Origin of the sequence: Rhodanobacter sp. DHG33, from assembly GCF_014843005.1 — a bacterium.
In the GTDB taxonomy this organism is placed as follows: Bacteria; Pseudomonadota; Gammaproteobacteria; order Xanthomonadales; family Rhodanobacteraceae; genus Rhodanobacter_A.
In genome coordinates this window covers 227,218-245,927 of the sequence record NZ_JACYXM010000001.1, presented here as the reverse complement: position 1 = coordinate 245,927, position 18,710 = coordinate 227,218, and the positions used below count along the sequence as shown (strand labels likewise).

11 protein-coding genes and 1 pseudogene are annotated in these 18,710 nt (G+C 66.5%); 6 read left to right on the top strand and 6 right to left on the bottom strand.

Going from position 1 to position 18,710, the window contains the following annotated elements; translation table 11 throughout:
• Positions 1 to 289: 289 nt before the first annotated feature.
• The 3 genes from gltB to IHE46_RS01045 all read left to right on the top strand — a co-directional run bounded on the left by gltB (position 290) and on the right by IHE46_RS01045 (position 7,199).
• On the top strand, positions 290 to 4,735 hold the full coding sequence (gene gltB / locus IHE46_RS01055) for a glutamate synthase large subunit (RefSeq protein WP_192162662.1): 4,446 nt from the start codon (positions 290 to 292) through the stop codon (positions 4,733 to 4,735).
• On the top strand, positions 4,732 to 6,168 hold the full coding sequence (locus IHE46_RS01050) for an FAD-dependent oxidoreductase (RefSeq protein WP_192162660.1): 1,437 nt from the start codon (positions 4,732 to 4,734) through the stop codon (positions 6,166 to 6,168). Before gltB ends, IHE46_RS01050 begins: the two co-directional genes overlap by 4 nt.
• A 146-nt stretch (positions 6,169 to 6,314) precedes the next feature.
• Positions 6,315 to 7,199 carry a methylglyoxal synthase gene (locus tag IHE46_RS01045; RefSeq protein ID WP_192162658.1) on the top strand — a complete coding sequence of 295 codons (885 nt, stop codon included), beginning with the start codon at positions 6,315 to 6,317 and terminating at the stop codon, positions 7,197 to 7,199.
• A 282-nt stretch (positions 7,200 to 7,481) separates the two neighbouring features.
• On the opposite strand, the gene IHE46_RS01040 is transcribed toward IHE46_RS01045, so the two are convergent.
• Complete coding sequence (locus IHE46_RS01040) at positions 7,482 to 8,636, bottom strand: oxidoreductase (RefSeq protein WP_192162656.1); 1,155 nt, start codon at positions 8,634 to 8,636, stop codon at positions 7,482 to 7,484.
• A 101-nt stretch (positions 8,637 to 8,737) separates the two neighbouring features.
• On the opposite strand from IHE46_RS01040, the pseudogene IHE46_RS16915 reads away from it, so the two are divergent.
• Positions 8,738 to 8,938 (top strand): annotated as a pseudogene (locus tag IHE46_RS16915) (hypothetical protein); the annotation flags it as partial.
• 26 nt (positions 8,939 to 8,964) lie between these two features.
• Here IHE46_RS16915 and IHE46_RS01035 read toward each other — a convergent pair.
• The 5 genes from IHE46_RS01035 to IHE46_RS01015 all read right to left on the bottom strand — a co-directional run bounded on the left by IHE46_RS01035 (position 8,965) and on the right by IHE46_RS01015 (position 16,070).
• A complete protein-coding gene (locus IHE46_RS01035; protein WP_192162654.1) occupies positions 8,965 to 10,113 on the bottom strand; it encodes an alpha/beta fold hydrolase in 1,149 nt (382 codons plus the stop codon).
• A gap of 250 nt (positions 10,114 to 10,363) precedes the next feature.
• Positions 10,364 to 11,254 (bottom strand): alpha/beta fold hydrolase, encoded by an 891-nt coding sequence (locus tag IHE46_RS01030; protein ID WP_192162652.1) that lies wholly within the window; start codon positions 11,252 to 11,254, stop codon positions 10,364 to 10,366.
• A gap of 226 nt (positions 11,255 to 11,480) precedes the next feature.
• The gene (locus IHE46_RS01025; RefSeq protein ID WP_225562707.1) at positions 11,481 to 12,914 is read right to left on the bottom strand and encodes a hypothetical protein; all 1,434 of its coding nucleotides are present in this window, start codon (positions 12,912 to 12,914) and stop codon (positions 11,481 to 11,483) included.
• A gap of 113 nt (positions 12,915 to 13,027) precedes the next feature.
• Positions 13,028 to 13,696, bottom strand: a complete 669-nt coding sequence (locus IHE46_RS01020; protein ID WP_192162650.1) for a MarC family protein — start codon at positions 13,694 to 13,696, stop codon at positions 13,028 to 13,030.
• Between the two features lie 244 nt (positions 13,697 to 13,940).
• A complete protein-coding gene (locus tag IHE46_RS01015; protein ID WP_192162647.1) occupies positions 13,941 to 16,070 on the bottom strand; it encodes a beta-galactosidase in 2,130 nt (709 codons plus the stop codon).
• Between the two features lie 71 nt (positions 16,071 to 16,141).
• Between IHE46_RS01015 and IHE46_RS01010 the strand changes: the two genes are divergently transcribed.
• A complete protein-coding gene (locus tag IHE46_RS01010) occupies positions 16,142 to 17,173 on the top strand; it encodes a phosphotransferase (RefSeq protein WP_192162645.1) in 1,032 nt (343 codons plus the stop codon).
• The gene (locus IHE46_RS01005) at positions 17,166 to 18,500 is read left to right on the top strand and encodes an aminotransferase class III-fold pyridoxal phosphate-dependent enzyme (protein WP_192162643.1); all 1,335 of its coding nucleotides are present in this window, start codon (positions 17,166 to 17,168) and stop codon (positions 18,498 to 18,500) included. The genes IHE46_RS01010 and IHE46_RS01005 overlap by 8 nt, the downstream gene beginning before the upstream one ends.
• The last annotated feature ends 210 nt before the right edge of the window (positions 18,501 to 18,710 follow it).

Below are 18,710 nucleotides of genomic sequence, written 5' to 3'. Positions count from 1 at the left end.
GAAGGCCCGCAGGCAAGCCGGGATCGCAAAACGAAAGGTCCTCGCGGACATCGAGCCTCGCCCCGCAAGGCGAAGAAGCGGCGCAGTGCATCGAACCGGCTTTCCCAGGCCTGCTTTCCCTTGGCGCGGGCGCCGGCCTGGGGCGGCAACGGCAAATTTCATTTGGACGTATAGAAGTCTTTGACGCGACGCAGCAAGTGTGTTGTAGTCGAACCGTAATCCACGAAATCCAGCACGGCGCCTAGGCGTCGCTGGCCTTCCGTGCCCTGCCGTCCAGCGAGTGAGCAAGATGAAGCAGTCCGGTGCAACAAGCCTGTACGACGCGGCGTTCGAGCACGACAGCTGCGGTTTCGGCCTGGTGGCGCAGATCGACGGCCGCGCCAGTGCATGGGTGGTCGACACCGCGTTCGACGCGCTGGCGAAACTTTCGCACCGCGGCGCGGTGAACGCGGACGGCGTGAGCGGCGATGGCTGCGGCGTGCTGATCCGCCGCCCGCAGGCGTGGCTGCGGGCGTTGGCGAACGAAGCGGGTATCGCCGTCGGCGAGCGCTTCGCGGCGGGCCTGGTGTTCCTCGATTCTGCAGACGGCGCGGCCGCGGAAGTGCTGGAGCGGCATCTCGCCGAGGAAGGCGCGCGCGTGGCGGGCTGGCGCGAAGTGACAGTGAACGAGGAGGCCTGTGGCCCGCTCGCGGCTGCTGCGCGGCCCCGCGTGCGCCAGGTGTTCGTCGAGGCCGGCGACGGCATGGGCGACGAGGCCTTCGAGCTCGCGCTGTTCCGTGCACGTCGCCGCGCCGAAACCGCGCTGGCGGCGGATCCGGCGTTCTACGTGGTGACGCTGTCGTCCGAATTGATCGGCTACAAGGCCATGGCCGCGCCGGGGCGCCTGCGCGAAGTGTTCGCCGACCTCACGCATCCGGCGCTGGTCGCCGACGCGGTGGTGTTCCATCAGCGCTTCTCCACCAACACCATGCCGCAGTGGCGGCTGGCGCAGCCGTTCCGCCTGCTGGCGCACAACGGCGAGATCAACACCATCCGCGCCAACCGCCGCTGGATGCAGGCGCGCGAGACGATCTGGCGCTCGCCGCGCGTGGAACTGGGCGACCTCGGCCCGCTGGTGCGCCAGCAGGGCTCCGATTCGGAGAGTCTCGACAACGCGCTGGAAGTGCTGCTCGCCGGCGGCATCGACCTGCTCGCCGCGATGCGCATGCTGGTGCCGCCCGCGTTTGCCGCGCGCGAGAACATCGACGAGGATCTCGCCGCGTTCTACGAGTACTACGCGCTGCACAGCGAGCCGTGGGACGGCCCCGCCGGCCTGGTGATGTGCGACGGCCGCTACGCCGCCTGCACGCTGGACCGCAACGGCCTGCGCCCCGCGCGCTGGGCACTGTCGGACGACAACCACTTCATCATCGCCTCCGAAGCGGGCCTGTGGGACATGCCCTCGGCGCGCGTAGTTGCCAAGGGCCGCCTCGCGCCGGGCGAGATGATCGCGGTGGATTTCCGCGAGCACCGCCTGCTGCGCGACGCCGACATCGACGAGGTCAACCGCAAGCGCGCGCCGTACCGCGACTGGCTGCGCGCCGGCGTGAGCTACCTGGAGTCCGACCTGATCGATCCCTCGCTGGCGGCCGAGCCGCTGCCGGCGGACCAGCTGCGCTGCTACCAGAAGCTGTACGGCCTGTCGCGCGAGGAGCGCGAGACGGTGCTGAAGGTGATCGCCGAGCTCGAGGCCGAGGCCACCGGCTCGATGGGCGACGACACGCCGGTCGCCGCGCTGTCGCGGCAGGTGCGGCCGCTGTTCGACCGTTTCCGCCAGGCTTTCGCGCAGGTCACCAATCCGCCGATCGATCCGCTGCGCGAAAAGCTGGTGATGTCGCTGGTCACCCAGGTGGGGCCGGAAGGCAATGTGTTCGAGCTGAAGCCGGAGAACGCGAAGCAGATCCTGATCAACTCGCCCATTCTTTCCCAGCGGAAATTGCGGCAGCTGCTGGCGCTGCCGCAGTATGCCGGCACGCCGCGCTTCGACCTGATGTACGACCCGACGCAGACCCACCTCGAAGCCGCGTTGCGCCAGTTGTGCGAGGACGTGGCGAAGGCGGTGCGCGATGGCAATGCGCTGGTCTTCCTCAGCGACCGCTATCCCGAGCGCGACAAGCTGCCGATCCACTCGCTGCTCGCCACCGGCGCGGTGCATGCGCACCTGGTCGAGCAGGGCCTGCGCTGTCAGTGCAACCTCATCGTGGAAACCGCCACGCCGCGCGACGCGCATCAATTCGCCTGCCTGCTCGGCTTCGGCGCCAGCGCGATCTATCCGTGGCTGGCCTATCAAAGCCTGTTCGAGCTGGGGCGCGAAGGGCACATCGACGGCGATCGGATCGAGATCGGCCGCAGCTACCGTCGCGGCATCCGCAAGGGGCTGCTGAAGATCCTGTCGAAGATGGGCATCTCCACCATCGCCGGCTACCGCGGCGCGCAGTTGTTCGAGATCGTGGGTCTCGCGCCGGACGTGGTGGCGCTGTGCTTCCCCGGCACGCCTTCGCGCATCGGCGGCGCCAGCTTCGCGGAACTCGAGCACGAGCAGCAGCTGCTCGCCGCCGAAGCATGGAACGCCGCGCAGCCGCTGCGCGCGGGCGGCATCTACAAGTACATGCACGGCGGCGAGTACCACATGTACAACCCCGAGGTGATCGCCTCGCTGCAGCTGGCGGTGCGCTCGGGTGACCCGGCCGATTATCGCGTCTACGCCAACCACGTGGACCATCGCCCGGCTTCCGCGCTGCGCGACCTGCTCGCGGTGCAGCCGCTGGGCGCGCCGGTGCCGCTGGACGAGGTCGAGCCGGTAGAGGCGATACTGCGGCGTTTCGATTCCGCCGGCATGTCGCTGGGCGCGTTGTCGCCCGAGGCGCACGAGGCGCTGGCCACCGCGATGAACCGCCTCGGCGCGCGCAGCAATTCCGGCGAAGGCGGCGAAGATCCCGCGCGCTACGGCACCGAGAAGATGTCGAAGATCAAACAGGTCGCCTCGGGCCGCTTCGGCGTCACGCCGCAGTACCTGGTCAACGCCGAGGTGCTGCAGATCAAGATCGCGCAGGGCGCCAAGCCCGGCGAGGGCGGCCAGCTGCCCGGCCACAAGGTGGACGCCACCATCGCGCGCCTGCGCTACGCCAAGCCCGGCATCGGCCTGATCTCGCCGCCGCCGCACCACGACATCTATTCCATTGAAGATCTCGCCGAGCTGATCCACGACCTCAAGGAAGTGAATCCTGCGGCGCTAGTCTCGGTGAAGCTGGTCTCGCACGCCGGCGTGGGCACGGTGGCCGCGGGCGTGGTGAAGGCCGGCGCGGACCTGATCACCGTGAGCGGCCACGACGGCGGCACCGGTGCCAGCCCGCTCACCTCGATCAAGTACGCCGGCACGCCGTGGGAACTGGGCCTGGCCGAGGCGCAGCAGACCCTGCGCCGCAACGAGCTGCGCGGCCGCGTGCGCCTGCAGACCGACGGCGGCCTGAAGACCGGCCTCGACGTGGTCAAGGCCGCGCTGCTCGGCGCGGAGAGCTTCGGCTTCGGCACCGGTCCGATGGTGGCGCTGGGCTGCAAGTACCTGCGCATCTGCCATCTGAACAACTGCGCCACCGGCGTGGCCACGCAGCACCCGGTGCTGCGCAAGGACCATTTCACCGGCCTGCCGGAAATGGTGATGAACTACTTCCGGTTCATCGCCAATGATGTGCGTGAGCACCTCGCGCGGCTGGGTGCTCGCTCGCTGGCCGAACTGATCGGCCGCAGCGAATTGCTCGCACAACGCGACGACGCAACGCCCGTGCGTCATGGCCTGGATCTCGCGCCGCTGCTCGACGGCAGCAGCCTCGGCGCCGCCAGCGACAGCGCCTGCGCGATGGCGCGCAACCCGGTGCGCGATCCCGCCGCGCTGGCCATGCGCATCGAAGCGGATACCGCACCGCTGGTGGAGCTGGGCGAAGGCGGTCGCTTCAGCTACGCCATCGTCAACACCGACCGCGCCGTCGGTGCGCGCCTTTCCGGCGCCATCGCGCGCAGGCACGGCGACCACGGCATGGACGAGCATCCCATCGTGCTGCAGCTCGAAGGCGCGGCCGGCCAGAGCCTGGGCGCATGGAACGCCGGTGGCGTGCACATCGAACTCACCGGCGAGGCGAACGACGGCGTGGGCAAGGGCATGGCCGGCGGCCGCATCGTGGTGCGCCCGCCTGCGGATTCGCCGTTCGCCACGCAGGACGCCTCCATCATCGGCAACACCTGTCTCTATGGCGCCACCGGCGGCGAGCTGTTCGCGGCGGGCCGCGCGGGCGAACGCTTCGCGGTGCGCAACTCCGGTGCGGTGGCCGTGGTGGAAGGCGCTGGCGACCACTGCTGCGAGTACATGACCGGCGGCGTGGTGGCGGTGCTCGGCAAGGTCGGCCTCAACTTCGGCGCGGGCATGACCGGCGGCTTCGCCTACGTGCTCGACCTCGAACGCGATTTCGTGGACTGCTACAACCACGAGCTGGTGGACATCCTGCGCATCTCGCCCGAAGGCATGGAGCACTACATGCAGCATCTGCGCGGGCTGGTGACGCGCCACGTGGAATACACCGGCAGCGATTGGGGCCGGCAGGTGCTGCGCGATTTCCGCGGCCTGCAATACAAGTTCTGGCTGGTGAAGCCGAAGGCGGCCAGCCTCGCCGTGCTGGCGGAAGAATTGAGGAGTGCGGCATGAGCGAGCACAAGCTGTTCCAGTTCCTCGACCTGCCGCGGCAGACGCCGCGCACGGTGCCGGTGGCGATCCGCGTGCTGGGCTACGGCGAGATCGCCGGCGACTTCGGCGAGGCAAACGCGGGCGCGCAGTCGGGGCGCTGCCTGGATTGCGGCAACCCGTATTGCGAGCACGCCTGCCCGGTGCACAACTACATTCCGAACTGGCTGAAGCTGGTGGAGCAGGGGCGCATCGTCGAAGCGGCCACACTGATGTACGAGACCAACCCGCTGCCGGAAATCTGCGGCCGCGTGTGTCCGCAGGACCGCCTGTGCGAAGGCGCCTGCACGCTGGAGCAGACCGAGTTCGGTTCCGTGACCATCGGCAGCGTGGAGCGCTGGGTCACCGACGAGGCCTTGCGCCAGGGCTGGCGCCCGGATCTTTCCGCGGTGAAGGAAACCGGCAAGCGCGTCGCCATCATCGGCGCAGGTCCGGCGGGCCTGGCCTGCGCGGACCGCCTGCGTCACGCCGGCATCGCCGCCGACGTGTACGACCGCCAGCACGAGATCGGCGGCCTGCTCACCTTCGGCATCCCGCCGTTCAAGCTGGACAAGGCGGTGGTGCGCACGCGCCGCGCCTTCCTCGAACAGCTGGGCGTACGCTTCCTGCTCGGCCACGAAGTGGGCCGCGACATCGAGTTCGGCCAGCTGCTGGACGATTACGACGCGGTGTTCGTGGGCACCGGCGCCTACACCTACGTGGACGGCAAGCTGCCGGGCCGCGAGCTGCACGGCGTGCACGACGCGCTGCCGTTCCTGATCGCCAACACTGAGCGCCTGCTGCGCGACGAAGCGCCGGCACCGGCGTTCGACCTGCGCGGCAAACACGTGGTGGTGCTAGGCGGCGGCGACACCGGCATGGACTGCAACCGCACCGCGATCCGCCTCGGCGCGGCCAGCGTCACCTGCGTGTACCGCCGTGACGAAGCCAGCATGCCCGGCTCCGCGCGCGAAGTGGGCTACAGCCGCGAGGAGGGCGTGGAATTTCTGTTCCATCGCCAGCCGCTGGAAATCCTCGGCGACGAACACGGCCGTGCGCGTGCGGTGCGTGTGGTGCAGACCGAGCTGGTGGCGGATGGCCACGGCCGCCCGCGCCCGCGCAACGTCGAAGGCAGCGAGAGCGAGCTGCGCGCCGATGTGGTGATCCAGGCCTTCGGCTTTCTGCCCAGTCCGCCGGACTGGCTGGTGTCGCACGGCGTGAAGCTGGCGCACTCCGGCCGCATCGTCACCGGCGCCGACGGCGCGCTGCCGCAGCAGACCAGCCACCCGCGCATCTTCGCCGGCGGCGACGGCGTGCGCGGCGCGGATCTGGTGGTGCGCGCGGTGCACGACGGTCGCGAGGCGGCGGCTTCGATCGCGCGCGTGCTGGCCACGCAGGCGGAAGCGGTCGCGGCCTGATGCTGCTGTGCAGGAGTGCGTCTCACGTGCTCCTGCACGGCAATCCGAGTCGGCCTCGGTGAATCTCTTCCTCACGCGGAAGAGAAGGCGCGACCGAGTATGCTTTTCGCGTTTCCCCGATTGAAGCAAGCGAGAGGACCAACCCCATGCGCCTGGGCCTTGCCGCCAACCAGCTGCACCACAGCCACGACGATGCGGCATTGTTCCGCTGGCTGGGTGCCTGCGAGCAGGGCATCCGCGAGCTGGGCCTCGAACTGCACGCGGTAGGTCGCACCCACGACGCGATCATGCGCGCCGGCCTGCTGGCGAACTACGCAACCCTGCGCCGCTACCCCTACGGCCGTGCCGGTGGCCTGATGAAGCTGGTGGCCGAAGTGGTGGGCATGGACGGCGATGCACGCACGCTGGACGGTGCGATCTACTTCATCGATCCGGTCGACCCGTCCTCGGTGTTCCCCGAGGCGGTGGCGCTCAAGCGCCAGTGCGTGATCCATGCCAAGCCCTTCCTCTCCACCGTGGCCTCGGCGCGCGACTGGATCGAACTGGAGCGCATGCATGCGGGGCTGGAACCCGATCCCGGCGCGGACGACCTGCACGCGTTCGAGTCGCAGACGCTTGCCCTGATCGCCCACGACGCCATGAAGCCTGCGATGCTGGCCTACGCGGCCGAGCACTTCGACACGCTGTCGCGCTTCGGTCGCCGCGTCGCCACCGGCACCACCGGCCAGCGTCTCAACGAACTGGCCTGGAGCCGCGGCTGGCCGCAGGGCCAGTCGTGGGCGGATCGCTATCAGAGCGGCCCGATGGGCGGCGACGCGCAGATCGCCGATCTGGTGCTCGAGCGCCGCTGTCATCGCGCGATCTTCTTCGAGGACCCGCACGTGGCGCGCCAGCACGAGGCCGACATCCAGCTGCTGGAGCGTGCAGTGACCACGCTTACCGACGTTGCGGTATGCATCACCACGCCGCGTGTGGCGGCGCGCTGGGCCGAGGCGGCGGAGCTGCGGCGGAATCGACTGGTGGGCGGTTGATTGCGTCTTGGCTTGCGGGTGAATCGCGCAGGCTGAAAGCAAGTGGGGGAAGGGGTTCCCGAACTCTATTCAGCTCTCCGTTTGGCGGATTCCATCACACGCGCGCCGACCGCGTCGGTGCAAACGGCCGTGGCGCTGACGTGAGGAAAGCCTTCGTGAGCGAATCCCTCTCCCTTAGGGAGTAGGTTCAATCGAGGCGAGGGGCGATGGTGCAACCGAACCATCGCCCTGATGCCGACTCTCTGTTGCGCGAGTCCGGTTTTGCTTGGGACTTCCCAAAGCTCAGAAGCTGATCTTCAGAATCTGTCCGTTGTTGCCGACGAACCATCCGGCTTTGGGATTCGCGAAAGCGACGGCCCAGTATCCGCTCACGGTGGGCAGCCAATACCAGGTCCGGCCTTCGTCGGGAGTCCAGGCGGCCGATCCCGAATTGAAGTTGGGTGCGGTTTCGGCGGTGATCACGACCGTGCGGTCGAATCGGGGGCCATGGTCGCCATAGCCGTTCCGGTCTTCACCTTGATCGTCCTCGTCGTTGGCAGACGCGGAAAAGCGGTGATCGCGCAGACCCTGGACGTACGCCGCGCAGAAGACCGCTCCGGGGGTCGGCGGCGGGTTGGTCAGCGTCCAGGTCGCGCCGCCATCGTGAGAGATCGCTGCGTCGGCTGAGGTGTTGCTCGACAGGTCGCCGCCGCCGACAAATCCGTTGCGCGCATCGCGGAAAGCCACGCTCAAGCCGCCGGCACTGGCGTTGCTGACGAGCGGGGTGGCATAGGCGTTCCATGTGTTGCCGCCGTCGCGCGTGGCCAGGATGCGCGAGGTGGTCGAACCGCCGGTGGCAATCCACGCATTTTGCCTCCCTTGCGTGGTGATGCAGGTTCCGCTCGATGCAAACGAGGCTTCGCCAGAGAGTGCCGGCGGCATACGGCCGGCAATCGACTGCCAGTGGATGCCGTCGGAAGTGCGCAGATCGGGAAACACCCCGTTCACTGAATCGCTGTGTGCGAGGCCGCGGTCGGGCGACCAGAAGGCGAAACAGTCGTAGAACGCGTTGGTGAGCTGGTTGGTGAACTCCGCCGTCCAGTGCGCGCCGCCATCGACGGTTTTGTAGATCTTGAAGTCGGTGGTGTTGGCGCCGACCGACGACAGATAGGCGATCCGGTCACTCACGCCTTGCACATCGCGGAACTGCAGATTCTCCGCGCCGGGTACCACGCCGGACTTCCAGGTGTTGCCGCCGTCGGTGGTCACCACGTAGGTTCCCCCGGCTCCCGAGGCCCAAACCACGCGCGAATTCACCGGGCTGACGGCGATCAGCAGCTGTGTGGTGCCGCTCGACTGCGGCGTGAGCGTAGGTTGGCGAACTTTCGGAGGGCTGTCCGCAAAGGCAAGCGTGGCGAACGCAGCGAGCAGCAAAACGAGTACCGAATGCTTGAACATGGCAGCCCTCCCCGGGTAGTCGATCCAGGCCAGCATAAAACTCCCGAGATGAGGATTTCGCGAAATCGGGGGTTCGAGATCCACCTTCTCCGTGCAGCGAAGGGCCTCTCGCGCAGATCGCCGGCTTGGTGCTGGAGCGTCACGGCCGTCGCACGATTGCCTTCGAGGGTTGGTGCATGGCGCGCCAGCACGAGGTGGCCATCCAGCTGCTCGAGCGTGCGGTGGCCACGATCGCCGATGTGGCGGTGTGCACCGCCATGCCAGGGCCGCGGAGTTGGCGGCCGCGGCTGGCAGGTCGCTGATTGCAGCCCCGGGTCTGCCAGTTGACCTAGGGCAGCTGCTCCCCGAACTGGATCATGGCGCTCACGACTTCGGCCGGGTTGGACAGGAATACGTAGTGGTGGCCGTGCGGTATCCGCACGATCTTTGCCGATGGTTGTTGATGCTGCAACGTAGCGATCTCTTGCTCCTGCATCCGGGTGTGCATCGCATCCGCTGCTTGACGCTTCGCCTCGTCACTGCCGACTGGAAGATCCGACGTGCGTGGCACGGGGACGATGTCGAGTATGGGCACGTCGGGTGCGTGGAAGCGCTCTTCGCCTTCAAGGACGGCGTTGTAAACGAACGCCGGTGCTTTCTGTTCTCCGACGCCACCCGTGGCGCTTGTCGCAAACGTCTGGCGTATCTCGTCCTCAGGTATGACTCCCCCGAGTTGTGCAGAGATGAAACAACGAAACGCCGGGAAACTGGCCAGTTCTTTGGGCGTTGGTTCGGAAGGCGCAGCCCCCGTTGTGCTGGCGTGATCCGCAGCTACCCCAGCAAGCTCGCTCCCAAGGCTCCGTTGCAACATGGAGACTTCATTCAACAGCTTGGTCATCTGCGACTTGTCTGTCGGGTCATCGTGCATGCGCGAAATCTGCGCGGACAGATGACTCAAGTCAGGGTGATAGGCTCCGCGAGCCGGATCGTAGATCGCGTACTCGTGCGCGGCGTCGAGGTAGATCAGTCCGGCAATTTTGCCTTGATAGTGTGTTCCTATCGCGCTCAATTCCTCGCCGGCGATCGAATGGCCGGCAAGGATGGGGCGATCGATATGGAGTGCTTTGACCACGGCCATGACATCATCGGCCAGCCGATCGGCGCCATAGCCGTTCTTGGGCACGGACGATGCTCCGAAGCCGCGTCTAGTGATGCCATAAACGTGAAAATGTCGCGCCAATTCCGGGGCAATCGAATCGAACACATGCGCCGAATTGCCAAGCCCCGCCAAGAGTACGAGTGGTCGCCCAGTTCCGCCCCAATCGAGCACTTCCAGCCGCACTCCTTCTGCCACCGGAACGAATTGCCGGTGATAGCTGGCCCTTTCCGCTTCGAAAGTCGACGCGGTGGCCGAGCAGTCTGCAGCCCCGGCTGCAGTTTGCATGAAGCCCATACCCAAGACGGCTGCTACCCACGCCCTGCTCATCGCGGTCTGCATTTTGCGCTCCTTGACTACACGTGTAGCCAGGCTATCGCATGGCTACACGTGTAGTCAATATATGCGCGTACCGAAGCTGGCGGGCGGGGATGCGCCATCTGTCCGCTGGCATGCCGAGCTCCAACAACATGGCAGACGCGAAAACGCCCGACGCATGCGGTAATCCGTTGCATACACCAGGGTATCCGTGCCTAACGCCAACTGTTCGCGTAACGCCAGAAGGCCGCTTTGGATCGAAACGGGCGGTGGTTTACGGCTTTGCCTTCTGATTGGCCTCTTTTATGTTGAAAGACAAGCTGCGCTCAAGCAGTGAGGAGCGTTGCTCGGTGTTCAACGTATCGGCATAGGCTTTGACGATCGCATTGATAACCAGAGTGGGGTTGTCATGGAAAATATAGTGGCCGGTCCCCACCGCGAGAATGCCTTCGCGGTTTGCGGAAGCGCCCGCGAATTGTCGGTGACAATTCTCCCAATGCTGCCTTTCGGCCTCGCTTGGGAATGGAGGGTGCTCTGAAACGATGTCGACCACCGGGATGGAAGAGGGGAACGCGACTTTCTGCATCACGTCGGCCATGGACCGGTAATCGCTCAGCAAGTAGTACACACCCGGTCTGTGAGCCTTGAAATCATCCATTTGCCCCTTGTAGGTCCGCTCGGTGATATCCAGCTCTTCGGGGGTCAAGAAGCAACTTTCCGTCGCATCGATCAAAACCATCGATTTCACCCTGTCGGGATGTCTTGCGGCATACAGCTCGGCGTAAAGCCCGCCTAGCGAATGCGCAACCACCATGATGTTTCCATCGTAGCCCAGTGCCTTGAGGCCTTTTTCGAGGTCATTTATGCCGTTGACGATGCCGTGCCTTTTTTTGTCGAGTCCGCTCTTTCCGAATCCCGGCCTGTCATAGGCAATCAATGTGGCATGTGTGATGTCTGCCAGTGACGGCAGAATGCCGTTCCAGACAGTCGAATCGTCGCCGCCGCCTGCTTCGAACAGGATGGGCATGCCCTGTCCTTTCACGACGTGGAAATTCAATTGATTTCCGCCTACGTCGACCTTGATGTCCGTGGTCTGGCCCATCGCGAGGGGCGCACTCAGACAGAAGAGCAGAAACGCAGCCTGGATGAATCGGTTCACGAACATGGCGCATCCTTTGTCGGCAGGAGCAGCTGGCTTGGCGCGTGCGGAAGGCCAACCCCACGAAAGTACCCGTAAGGGGCGGTATGAACAGAGATGCCTCATGCGAACGAACGGTTTAAAGGTCGCGCGGATTTCTGCCGACGGGAGTCGCTGGACGAGCAGTACGAGCGCCATCGCCGGCATGCCAATGTCCGCTTCGGGTCGAAGACGGACCGATGCCGGCATGCGGTCAGCCGCGATCCGGCGGTGGCTTTCCGCCGTGCGTATCGCTGCGCTCTTTCTCCCTGCGCCGATGCTCCCCTTCCGCTATTGCCTTGAACCGGTTGAGCGACTGCAGCCATAGCGGGTCGAGGCCCGCCTCCTGCTCGCTGTCGCCGTCGGGGATGCGGTTGAACGGAATGCGCATGGGCGCGGCGTCGTGCATCAGCGCGGCCTGCATGCCGCCGAAGTAGACCTTGTTGAGGCCGTATTTCGTGTTGATGCGGTCCACCACGGTGTCGACCCTGCGCGTGTCGCGGGTGGCTGCGAACAGCGAGCCGCTGGTCTGCGTGCGTTCGGCGAGGCGCATCAGGGTGACGCTTACCGACAGCGGCACGGCACGGATGGGGCCGGGCAGCGGGCGCTTGCGCACGCGGCCGGCGTCCAGCATGGCGGCGAGCAGGTGCAACAGGTTGCGGCTGTCGTCGGTGGGGTCGAAGTTGATGCTGCTTTCCCAGCGGTCCTGGTAGCCCACGAAGCGGATGGCCACCGTCATCGCGCCGGCCAGCAACTGGTCGCGGCGCAGGCGCATGGCGGCTTTCACCAGCAGTTTCTTCAGCACCGCCAGCGCGCCTTCGGGCGTGCGCAGTTCGGGGCCGAGCACATGCGAGTGGCCCAGCGAGCTTCGCGTGGTCGCGGCGGCGGGCAGCCACGCGCCGCGCAGCAGGCCCCACATGCGTTCGCCCTCGATGCTGCCCCAGGCGCGGCGCAGCGCCAGTTTCGAGACGGCGGTGAGCTGCGGCAGGGTGAAGATGCCTTCGGCATTGAGGCGCGCCTCCATCGACGGGCCGATGCCGCACAGGTCGCGCAGTTTCAGCTCGTGCAAGGCGTGCGGCAGATCGGTCTGCTCGATCACCACCAGGCCATCGGGCTTCTGCATGTCCGAGGCGGTCTTGGCGAGGAAGTCGTTGGGCGCGATGCCGATGGAGCAGCGGATCGCGCCGCCGGGCGCGGCCTTGGCGATTTCCTCCTTCACCTGCCGCGCGATGCGCTCGGCTTCCGCGCGCTGGCGCTGGCGGCCGACCAGTTCGCAGGCCATCTCGTCGATGGAGCCGACATGGGCGATGGGGATGGCGCGGTCGATGGCTTCCTTCAGCGTGTTGTGCCATTGCACGTACAGCTGCGGCCGCGCGGCCACGATGACGATGCCGGGGCAGCGTTCGCGTGCCTCGCGCACCATCGTGCCGGTCGAAACGCCGTGCGCCTTCGCCTCGTAGCTGGCGGCGATCAGGCTGGTGGTTTCCGCCGCCACCGGGGCCACGCCCACCGGCCGCCCGCGCAACTCCGGCGTCTCGTGCTGCTCCACGGAGGCGAAGTAGCTGTTGAAGTCGATGAACAGGCTGCGCAGGGTCATGGTGGATGTATAGCTTGCGCCTGTCGCGCGGGGCGAGACAGTGCCCGGCATGTTTCGATTCTTTTCGTCGCCCTTGTCTCCGCGGGCGACGGGCGGAAAACCGATCCTGGTGCCGCGTTAATCGGCAATTGCCTTGGTTGATCTTCCCCTCGGGAAGCGAAGCCTCAGGCAAACAGCGCCTTGAGGCCGGCGACGGCGATCTGCAGGCCGATGCAGAAGATGAAGAACGCGATCAGCCGGTTGAAGATCTTCTCGCCCTGCGAACCGAGGTAGCGCTCGATGCGCTGGGTGTTGAGGTAGAACACGTACACCAGCACGCACATCACCACGATGGCGAGCAGGATGGCCGCCATGTTGAACGCCAGCTGGCGCAGGTCGGCGTCGGCGCCGTGCGCGCTCAGGGTCAGCAGCACCGAGATGGTGCCCGCGCCGGTGGTGAGCGGAAACGTGAGGGGATAGAACAGCAGGTTGTCGATGTTCTTGTGCTTCGGCGCGGCGACGTCGCCATCGCTGCTGCTGTCGGCGCTGTCGTCCTTGTCGGAGGTGAGGAAGCCCCAGCCCATCTTGCAGATCATGATGCCGCCGGCCAGCTGCACCACGGGAATGGACAGGCCGAACAGCTTCAGCACCCACTCGCCGGCGATCAGCGTGACGGTGCAGATGCAGAAAGCGTACAGCGTGATCTTGCCTACGGCCTGTTTCTTGCCGGCCTTGTCCAGCTGCGAGAGGTAGGGCATCACCACGAAGGCGGTGCCGATGGGGTTCACCACCGGGAACAGCGCCACGACGCCGATGAAAAGCAGGTGGATGAAGTTATGGACTTCGGAGGCCATGCCCGGTGGATCCTCTGATGAGAGTGGGCTGCGCAGCTCGGCGAGGTCGGCCATGCGCGATAGATGCTCATGATACAGCCGTGCAGGTGCCCGCCTTTTTTGAAAGACGTTTGGCTGCTGCTCGTCATCCCGACGTAGGCCGGGCTTCATTGGCGATTACGCATGTCCAAACCATACGGCCACTGGATTCCGGCCTGCGCCGGAATGACGAGAAAAGGGCAGCATGTGCACTACAGGGCGGCGTCTACTTCGTGTCGTCCTTCCATACGAGCACGCCAGCCGGCGCCAGCGGCAACTGGCCATCCACGACGTGCGCCGCAGCAGGCAACTGCAGATCGAACGGCTTGGGGTTGTAGCTCACCATGAAGTCGTAGCCGCCGCGCCAGCCGTGGAACACGCCGGTGGGCAGGTCCTCGATCGCCACGCCGGCGCGCTGGTAGACGCTGCGCACGATCGCGCGCTCCAGCTCGCCGTCGTCGGTGGACACGCCGATCATGGTGACGGTGCCGTTGCCCAGCTTGCGCGTGGTCGCGGCGGCCTTGCCGGCGTAGTAGTGGTCGGCATAGGTGGCGAGCACTTCGGTGCCGGGGCGCGGCGTGAGGATGTCGGCCCAGCGGTGCCATGCGTGCGTCTTGCCATCGGCCTTGACCTCGCCGTCCGCGCTGGGCGGCAGCATGTCGAAGCCGTCCACGTCGTCGCCGATCAGGTCGAGGATGGGGGCGTACCACGGCCCTTCGGGAAACTGGCCAAGCTCGTTCTTCTGCCCGGTGCGGCTGGTGAGGATGAGGTGGCCGCCCTGTTCCACGTAGCGCTTCCACTTCGCCGTCAGCGCGGGACTCACCATCTGGTAGGCCGGCGCGATCAGGAAGGGGTAGCGGCTGAAGTCGCTGTCCTCGGCGATGAAGTCCATCGGCGCGCCGGTGGTCTGCACCGCCAGCGTGTAGCCGTTGCGGTAGGCCCAGGTGTTCCACAGCGTGGTCTGCGGCTGGATTTCCAGATCCCAGAACACGTCCTGGCTCCACAGGTAGCCGGTGTAGCGCGCGGCAAGGCGTTCCGGCAGCTTGGCCGACGGGTCGAGCTTGCCCTCGAGCGCCTTGATCTCACGCAGGGTGTCGGTGAATTCGCGGCCGGTGCGCGAGAGCGTCACGCCGTCGGTGCCCACGATGCCCTCGTGGTACATCTCGCTGCCGCGCAGCGGGTGGCGGTAGCGGTAGGTGGCGAGCAGCGAGGCGCCGGAGGCGAAGGCGTGCCACATCCACATGCGGACCGCGCCGGGCATGGGCTGCGGGTTGATCGAGGCCCAGTTCACCTGGCCGGGTTGCAGCTCCATCACGCCGAAGGTGCCGTTGATCGGGCGGAAGTACGCGGCGGCCTCCATCAGGTTCGCCGGCTTGCCGATGGCGTAGCTGTCGCCGCCCAGCACGTTGGTGCCGGCCACCGGGTAGAGCGTGAAGGTGGGGAAGTCGAGGTCGCGCGTGCGGCGCGGGTCGGTGTCGGTGCTGACGTTTGTGTAGTCGGTGGTCACCCACTGCCGGTGGCCGGCGTACTTGTGGATGATGTCGGCCTGGTCGTCGAGAAACTGCGCCTGCGTATCGGCGCGGAAGCGGGCGAGGTCGAGCACGGCGTGCGGGCTCAGTTTGTCCTCGGCGGCCAGCGTGGTGTTGGGCAGCAGCACTTCGTCGAAGCTGCCGTAGCGCGTGCTCCAGAACGAGCCGGCCCACGCCGCGTTCATCGCGTCGATGCTGCCGTACTTCCTGCGCAGCCAGTCCTGGAAGGCCTTGCGCGCGCTGTCGCTGAAGTCGGGGAAGGTGCTGGGCTCGTTGTCGATCTGCCAACCCCACACGCGCGGGTCGTGGCCGTAGCGCTGCGCCATCGCGGCGACGATCTTCGCCACGAAGGCCTTGTAGGTGGGGTCGGTCAGCGACACCTCCGCACGGATGCCGTGCTCGTGGCGCTGGCCGTGCTCGTCGACGCGGTAGACCTGCGGGTAGCGCTGGCCCATCCAGCTCGGCACCGCCGCCGACGGCGTGCCCAGGATCACGCGCAGGCCCGCCGCGTGCGCCAGTGCAATGGCATGGTCCAGCCAGGCGAAGTCGTACTGGCCTTCCTTCGGCTCCAGATAGGTCCAGCTGAATTCGGCCATGTGCGTGAACCCGAAGCCCAGCTTGGCCATGCCGTCGAAATCGCGCTGCCACTGTGCTTCCGGCCACTGTTCCGGGTAGTAATACACGCCGAAGCTCATCGGCTCCGCTTGGTGCAGCAGCGCCGCGCCTTGCAGATGCGCGGGTTGCGCATTGCCGGTATCGGCCGGGGCGGCAACGGCTGCGGTGGTAACGGCAGTGGCGAGCAGCGTGGCGAGCAGGGGTTTGAGCATGGATTGGCCTCGGGCCGAGGTTGTGTATATTTGTAATACTATATGCCTTTCCGTCACGAGGGTGTTCGCCCGTGTCCACCGTGTCCACCGTGTCCCCCGAAGCTGCGCTGGCATTGGCCGACAGGCATTGGCGCGTGCGTGGCGAGGTGCGTGCGCTGCCATCGTATGCCGACCAGAACTTCCGCATCGGCGGGGAGCAGGGCGATTACGTGCTGAAGGTGGCGCATCCGTCATGGGCCTATGCCGACCTGGACCTGGAAAACCAGGCCATGCTGACCCTGGCCGCGCGCGAACCTTCGTTGCAATGGCCGCGCGTGATGCCCAGCGTGGACGGCGGGCACCTGCTGGCACTGCCGATGGAAGACGGCGTGCGGCATGTGCGCCTGCTGAGCTTCGTGCCGGGCATGACCTATGCCGAGGCCATCGTTGCGGTATCGCACACGCATCGCCCGGCATTGCACGAAAGCCTGGGCCGGGCCGTGGGCCTGCTGATCCGCGGCCTCGCGGATTTCCGCCACCCGGCAGCGGGCCGCGCGCAGGACTGGAACCTGATGAGCCTGCCGGACGTGTGCGACGAGGTCGTCCACATCGAGGACGATGCCTTGCGCGCCATCGTGGCGGCGCAGGCGGAATCGTTCTGCGCGAAGCTGCCGGCGTGGCGCACGCAACTGCCGATCACCGTGCTGCACAACGACGCCAACGATCTCAACGTGATCGTGGCGCTGGACGGCCAGGGTGGCGGCAGGGTCGACGCCATCATCGACTTCGGCGACATGTGCACCAGCTTCCGGTTGTGCGAACTCGCCATCGCCTGCACCTATGCCATGCAGCACGAGGACGATCCCGTGGCCTGCGCGCAGGCCATCGTGCGTGGCTGCCTCGATCTGTGTCCGCTGACGCGGGCCGAACTGGAACAGCTGCACGCCTTCATCGTCGCGCGTCTCTGCCACAGTGTGTTGATGGCCACGCGCGCGCACCGCGAACAGCCCGACAATCCCTTCGTGCTGGTGTCGCAGCAGGGCGTGCGCGCCTTGCTGCGCACGCTTGCCGGCATCGATCCGCATGCCATCGTCGCCCCCTTCCTGGAAGCCTGCCATGAGTGACCGCACCGCCGCCGAAACCGTCCTTGCCGGCGTGCCTGAGCGCGGCACTGCCGAGCTGCTGGACCTGCGCAAGCGTTATCTCAATCCCACGCTTAGCGTGTCCTATCGCGAGCCGCTGAAGATCGTGCGCGGCGAAGGCGTGTGGCTGTACGACCAGCACGGCGAGGCCTACCTCGACATGGTCAACAACGTCTGCCACGTGGGGCACTGCCATCCGCGCGTGGTGGCGGCCGGGCAGGCGCAGATGGCGCAGCTCAACACCAACACGCGCTACCTGCACGACAACATCGTCGAGTACGCGATGCGCCTCGTGGCGACGTTGCCGGCGCCGCTGTCGGTGGTGTTCCTCACCAACTCGGGCACCGAGGCGAACGATCTCGCGCTGCGCCTTGCGCGTGCCCATACCAAAAAGCGCGGTGTGCTTGTGTTGGATCACGCCTATCACGGCCACTCGCCGTCGATGGTCGAGTTGAGCCCGTACAAGTTCAACGGCAAGGGCGGCGAGGGGCAGGCGGCGCACGTCGGTGTGGTCGACATGCCCGATGTCTATCAGGGCGCATTCCGCGATCCGGTCGCCGCGGGCAAGCAGTACGCCGACCTGCTGCCGGCGGAAATCACGGGGCTGCGGGAGCGCGGCTTCGACCCGGCGGTGTTCTACTGCGAATCCCTGCTCGGCTGCGGCGGCCAGATCGTGCTGCCCGACGGCTACCTGCGCGATGCCTATGCCACCGTGCGCGCCGCCGGCGGCGTCTGCCTCGCGGACGAAGTGCAGGTGGGCTTCGGCCGCGCCGGCGACCATTTCTGGGCCTTCGAGCGCCAGGGCGTGGTGCCGGACATCCTCACCGTGGGCAAGCCCATCGGCAACGGCCATCCCATCGGCGCCGTGGTCACCACGCCGGAGATCGCCGCCAGCTTCGTCACCGGCATGGAGTACTTCAACACCTTCGGCGGCAACCCGGTGTCGTGCGCCATCGCGCTGGCCGTGCTCGACGTGATCCAGGAAGAGCGCCTGCAGGACAACGCGCGCGAGGTCGGCAATCTGGTGATGGAGGGGCTGCGCGAATTGCAGCGCCACCACGCCTGCATCGGCGACGTGCGCGGCTGCGGCCTGTTCATCGGCGCGGAACTGGTGAGCGACACCGCGGCGCGCACGCCCGACCGCGCCAAGGCCAAGCAGGTGGTCGAGGCGATGAAGGCGCGGCACGTGCTGCTCTCCACCGAAGGCCCTGCCGACAACGTGCTGAAGATCAAGCCGCCGGTGGTGTTCGGTCGGCGCGACGCCGCGGAGTTCCTCGAAAAACTCGACGCGGTGCTGCGAGAAATCTGAGATCGCGGACAGGGCGAGGGCATCGATCCATGGGTCCGGAAGGCCCCATTTTCGTGCCCGTCCGTCCGGTGAGCGACGGCTCTGTCAGGTGCCGCCCGTGACTATTTTCATATTGTAGTATGAATAAACATTTTGCTATATCCTGAGCCTGCAGGCGGGGATGCGTGCTCAAGCCGCGAGCGAGAAGAGGTGATGGACACCCGACACATC

What these genes read in the sequence shown, in the direction of transcription:
- gltB (WP_192162662.1), top strand. Translation starts at nt 290, where the DNA reads ATGAAGCAGTCCGGTGCAACAAGCCTGTACGACGCGGCGTTCGAGCAC.
- IHE46_RS01020 (WP_192162650.1), bottom strand. Translation starts at nt 13,696, where the DNA reads ATGGCCTCCGAAGTCCATAACTTCATCCACCTGCTTTTCATCGGCGTC.
- IHE46_RS01025 (WP_225562707.1), bottom strand. Translation starts at nt 12,914, where the DNA reads ATGCCGGGCACTGTCTCGCCCCGCGCGACAGGCGCAAGCTATACATCC.
- IHE46_RS01030 (WP_192162652.1), bottom strand. Translation starts at nt 11,254, where the DNA reads ATGTTCGTGAACCGATTCATCCAGGCTGCGTTTCTGCTCTTCTGTCTG.
- IHE46_RS01005 (WP_192162643.1), top strand. Translation starts at nt 17,166, where the DNA reads ATGAGTGACCGCACCGCCGCCGAAACCGTCCTTGCCGGCGTGCCTGAG.
- IHE46_RS01045 (WP_192162658.1), top strand. Translation starts at nt 6,315, where the DNA reads ATGCGCCTGGGCCTTGCCGCCAACCAGCTGCACCACAGCCACGACGAT.
- IHE46_RS01050 (WP_192162660.1), top strand. Translation starts at nt 4,732, where the DNA reads ATGAGCGAGCACAAGCTGTTCCAGTTCCTCGACCTGCCGCGGCAGACG.
- IHE46_RS01040 (WP_192162656.1), bottom strand. Translation starts at nt 8,636, where the DNA reads ATGTTCAAGCATTCGGTACTCGTTTTGCTGCTCGCTGCGTTCGCCACG.
- IHE46_RS01035 (WP_192162654.1), bottom strand. Translation starts at nt 10,113, where the DNA reads ATGCAGACCGCGATGAGCAGGGCGTGGGTAGCAGCCGTCTTGGGTATG.
- IHE46_RS01015 (WP_192162647.1), bottom strand. Translation starts at nt 16,070, where the DNA reads ATGCTCAAACCCCTGCTCGCCACGCTGCTCGCCACTGCCGTTACCACC.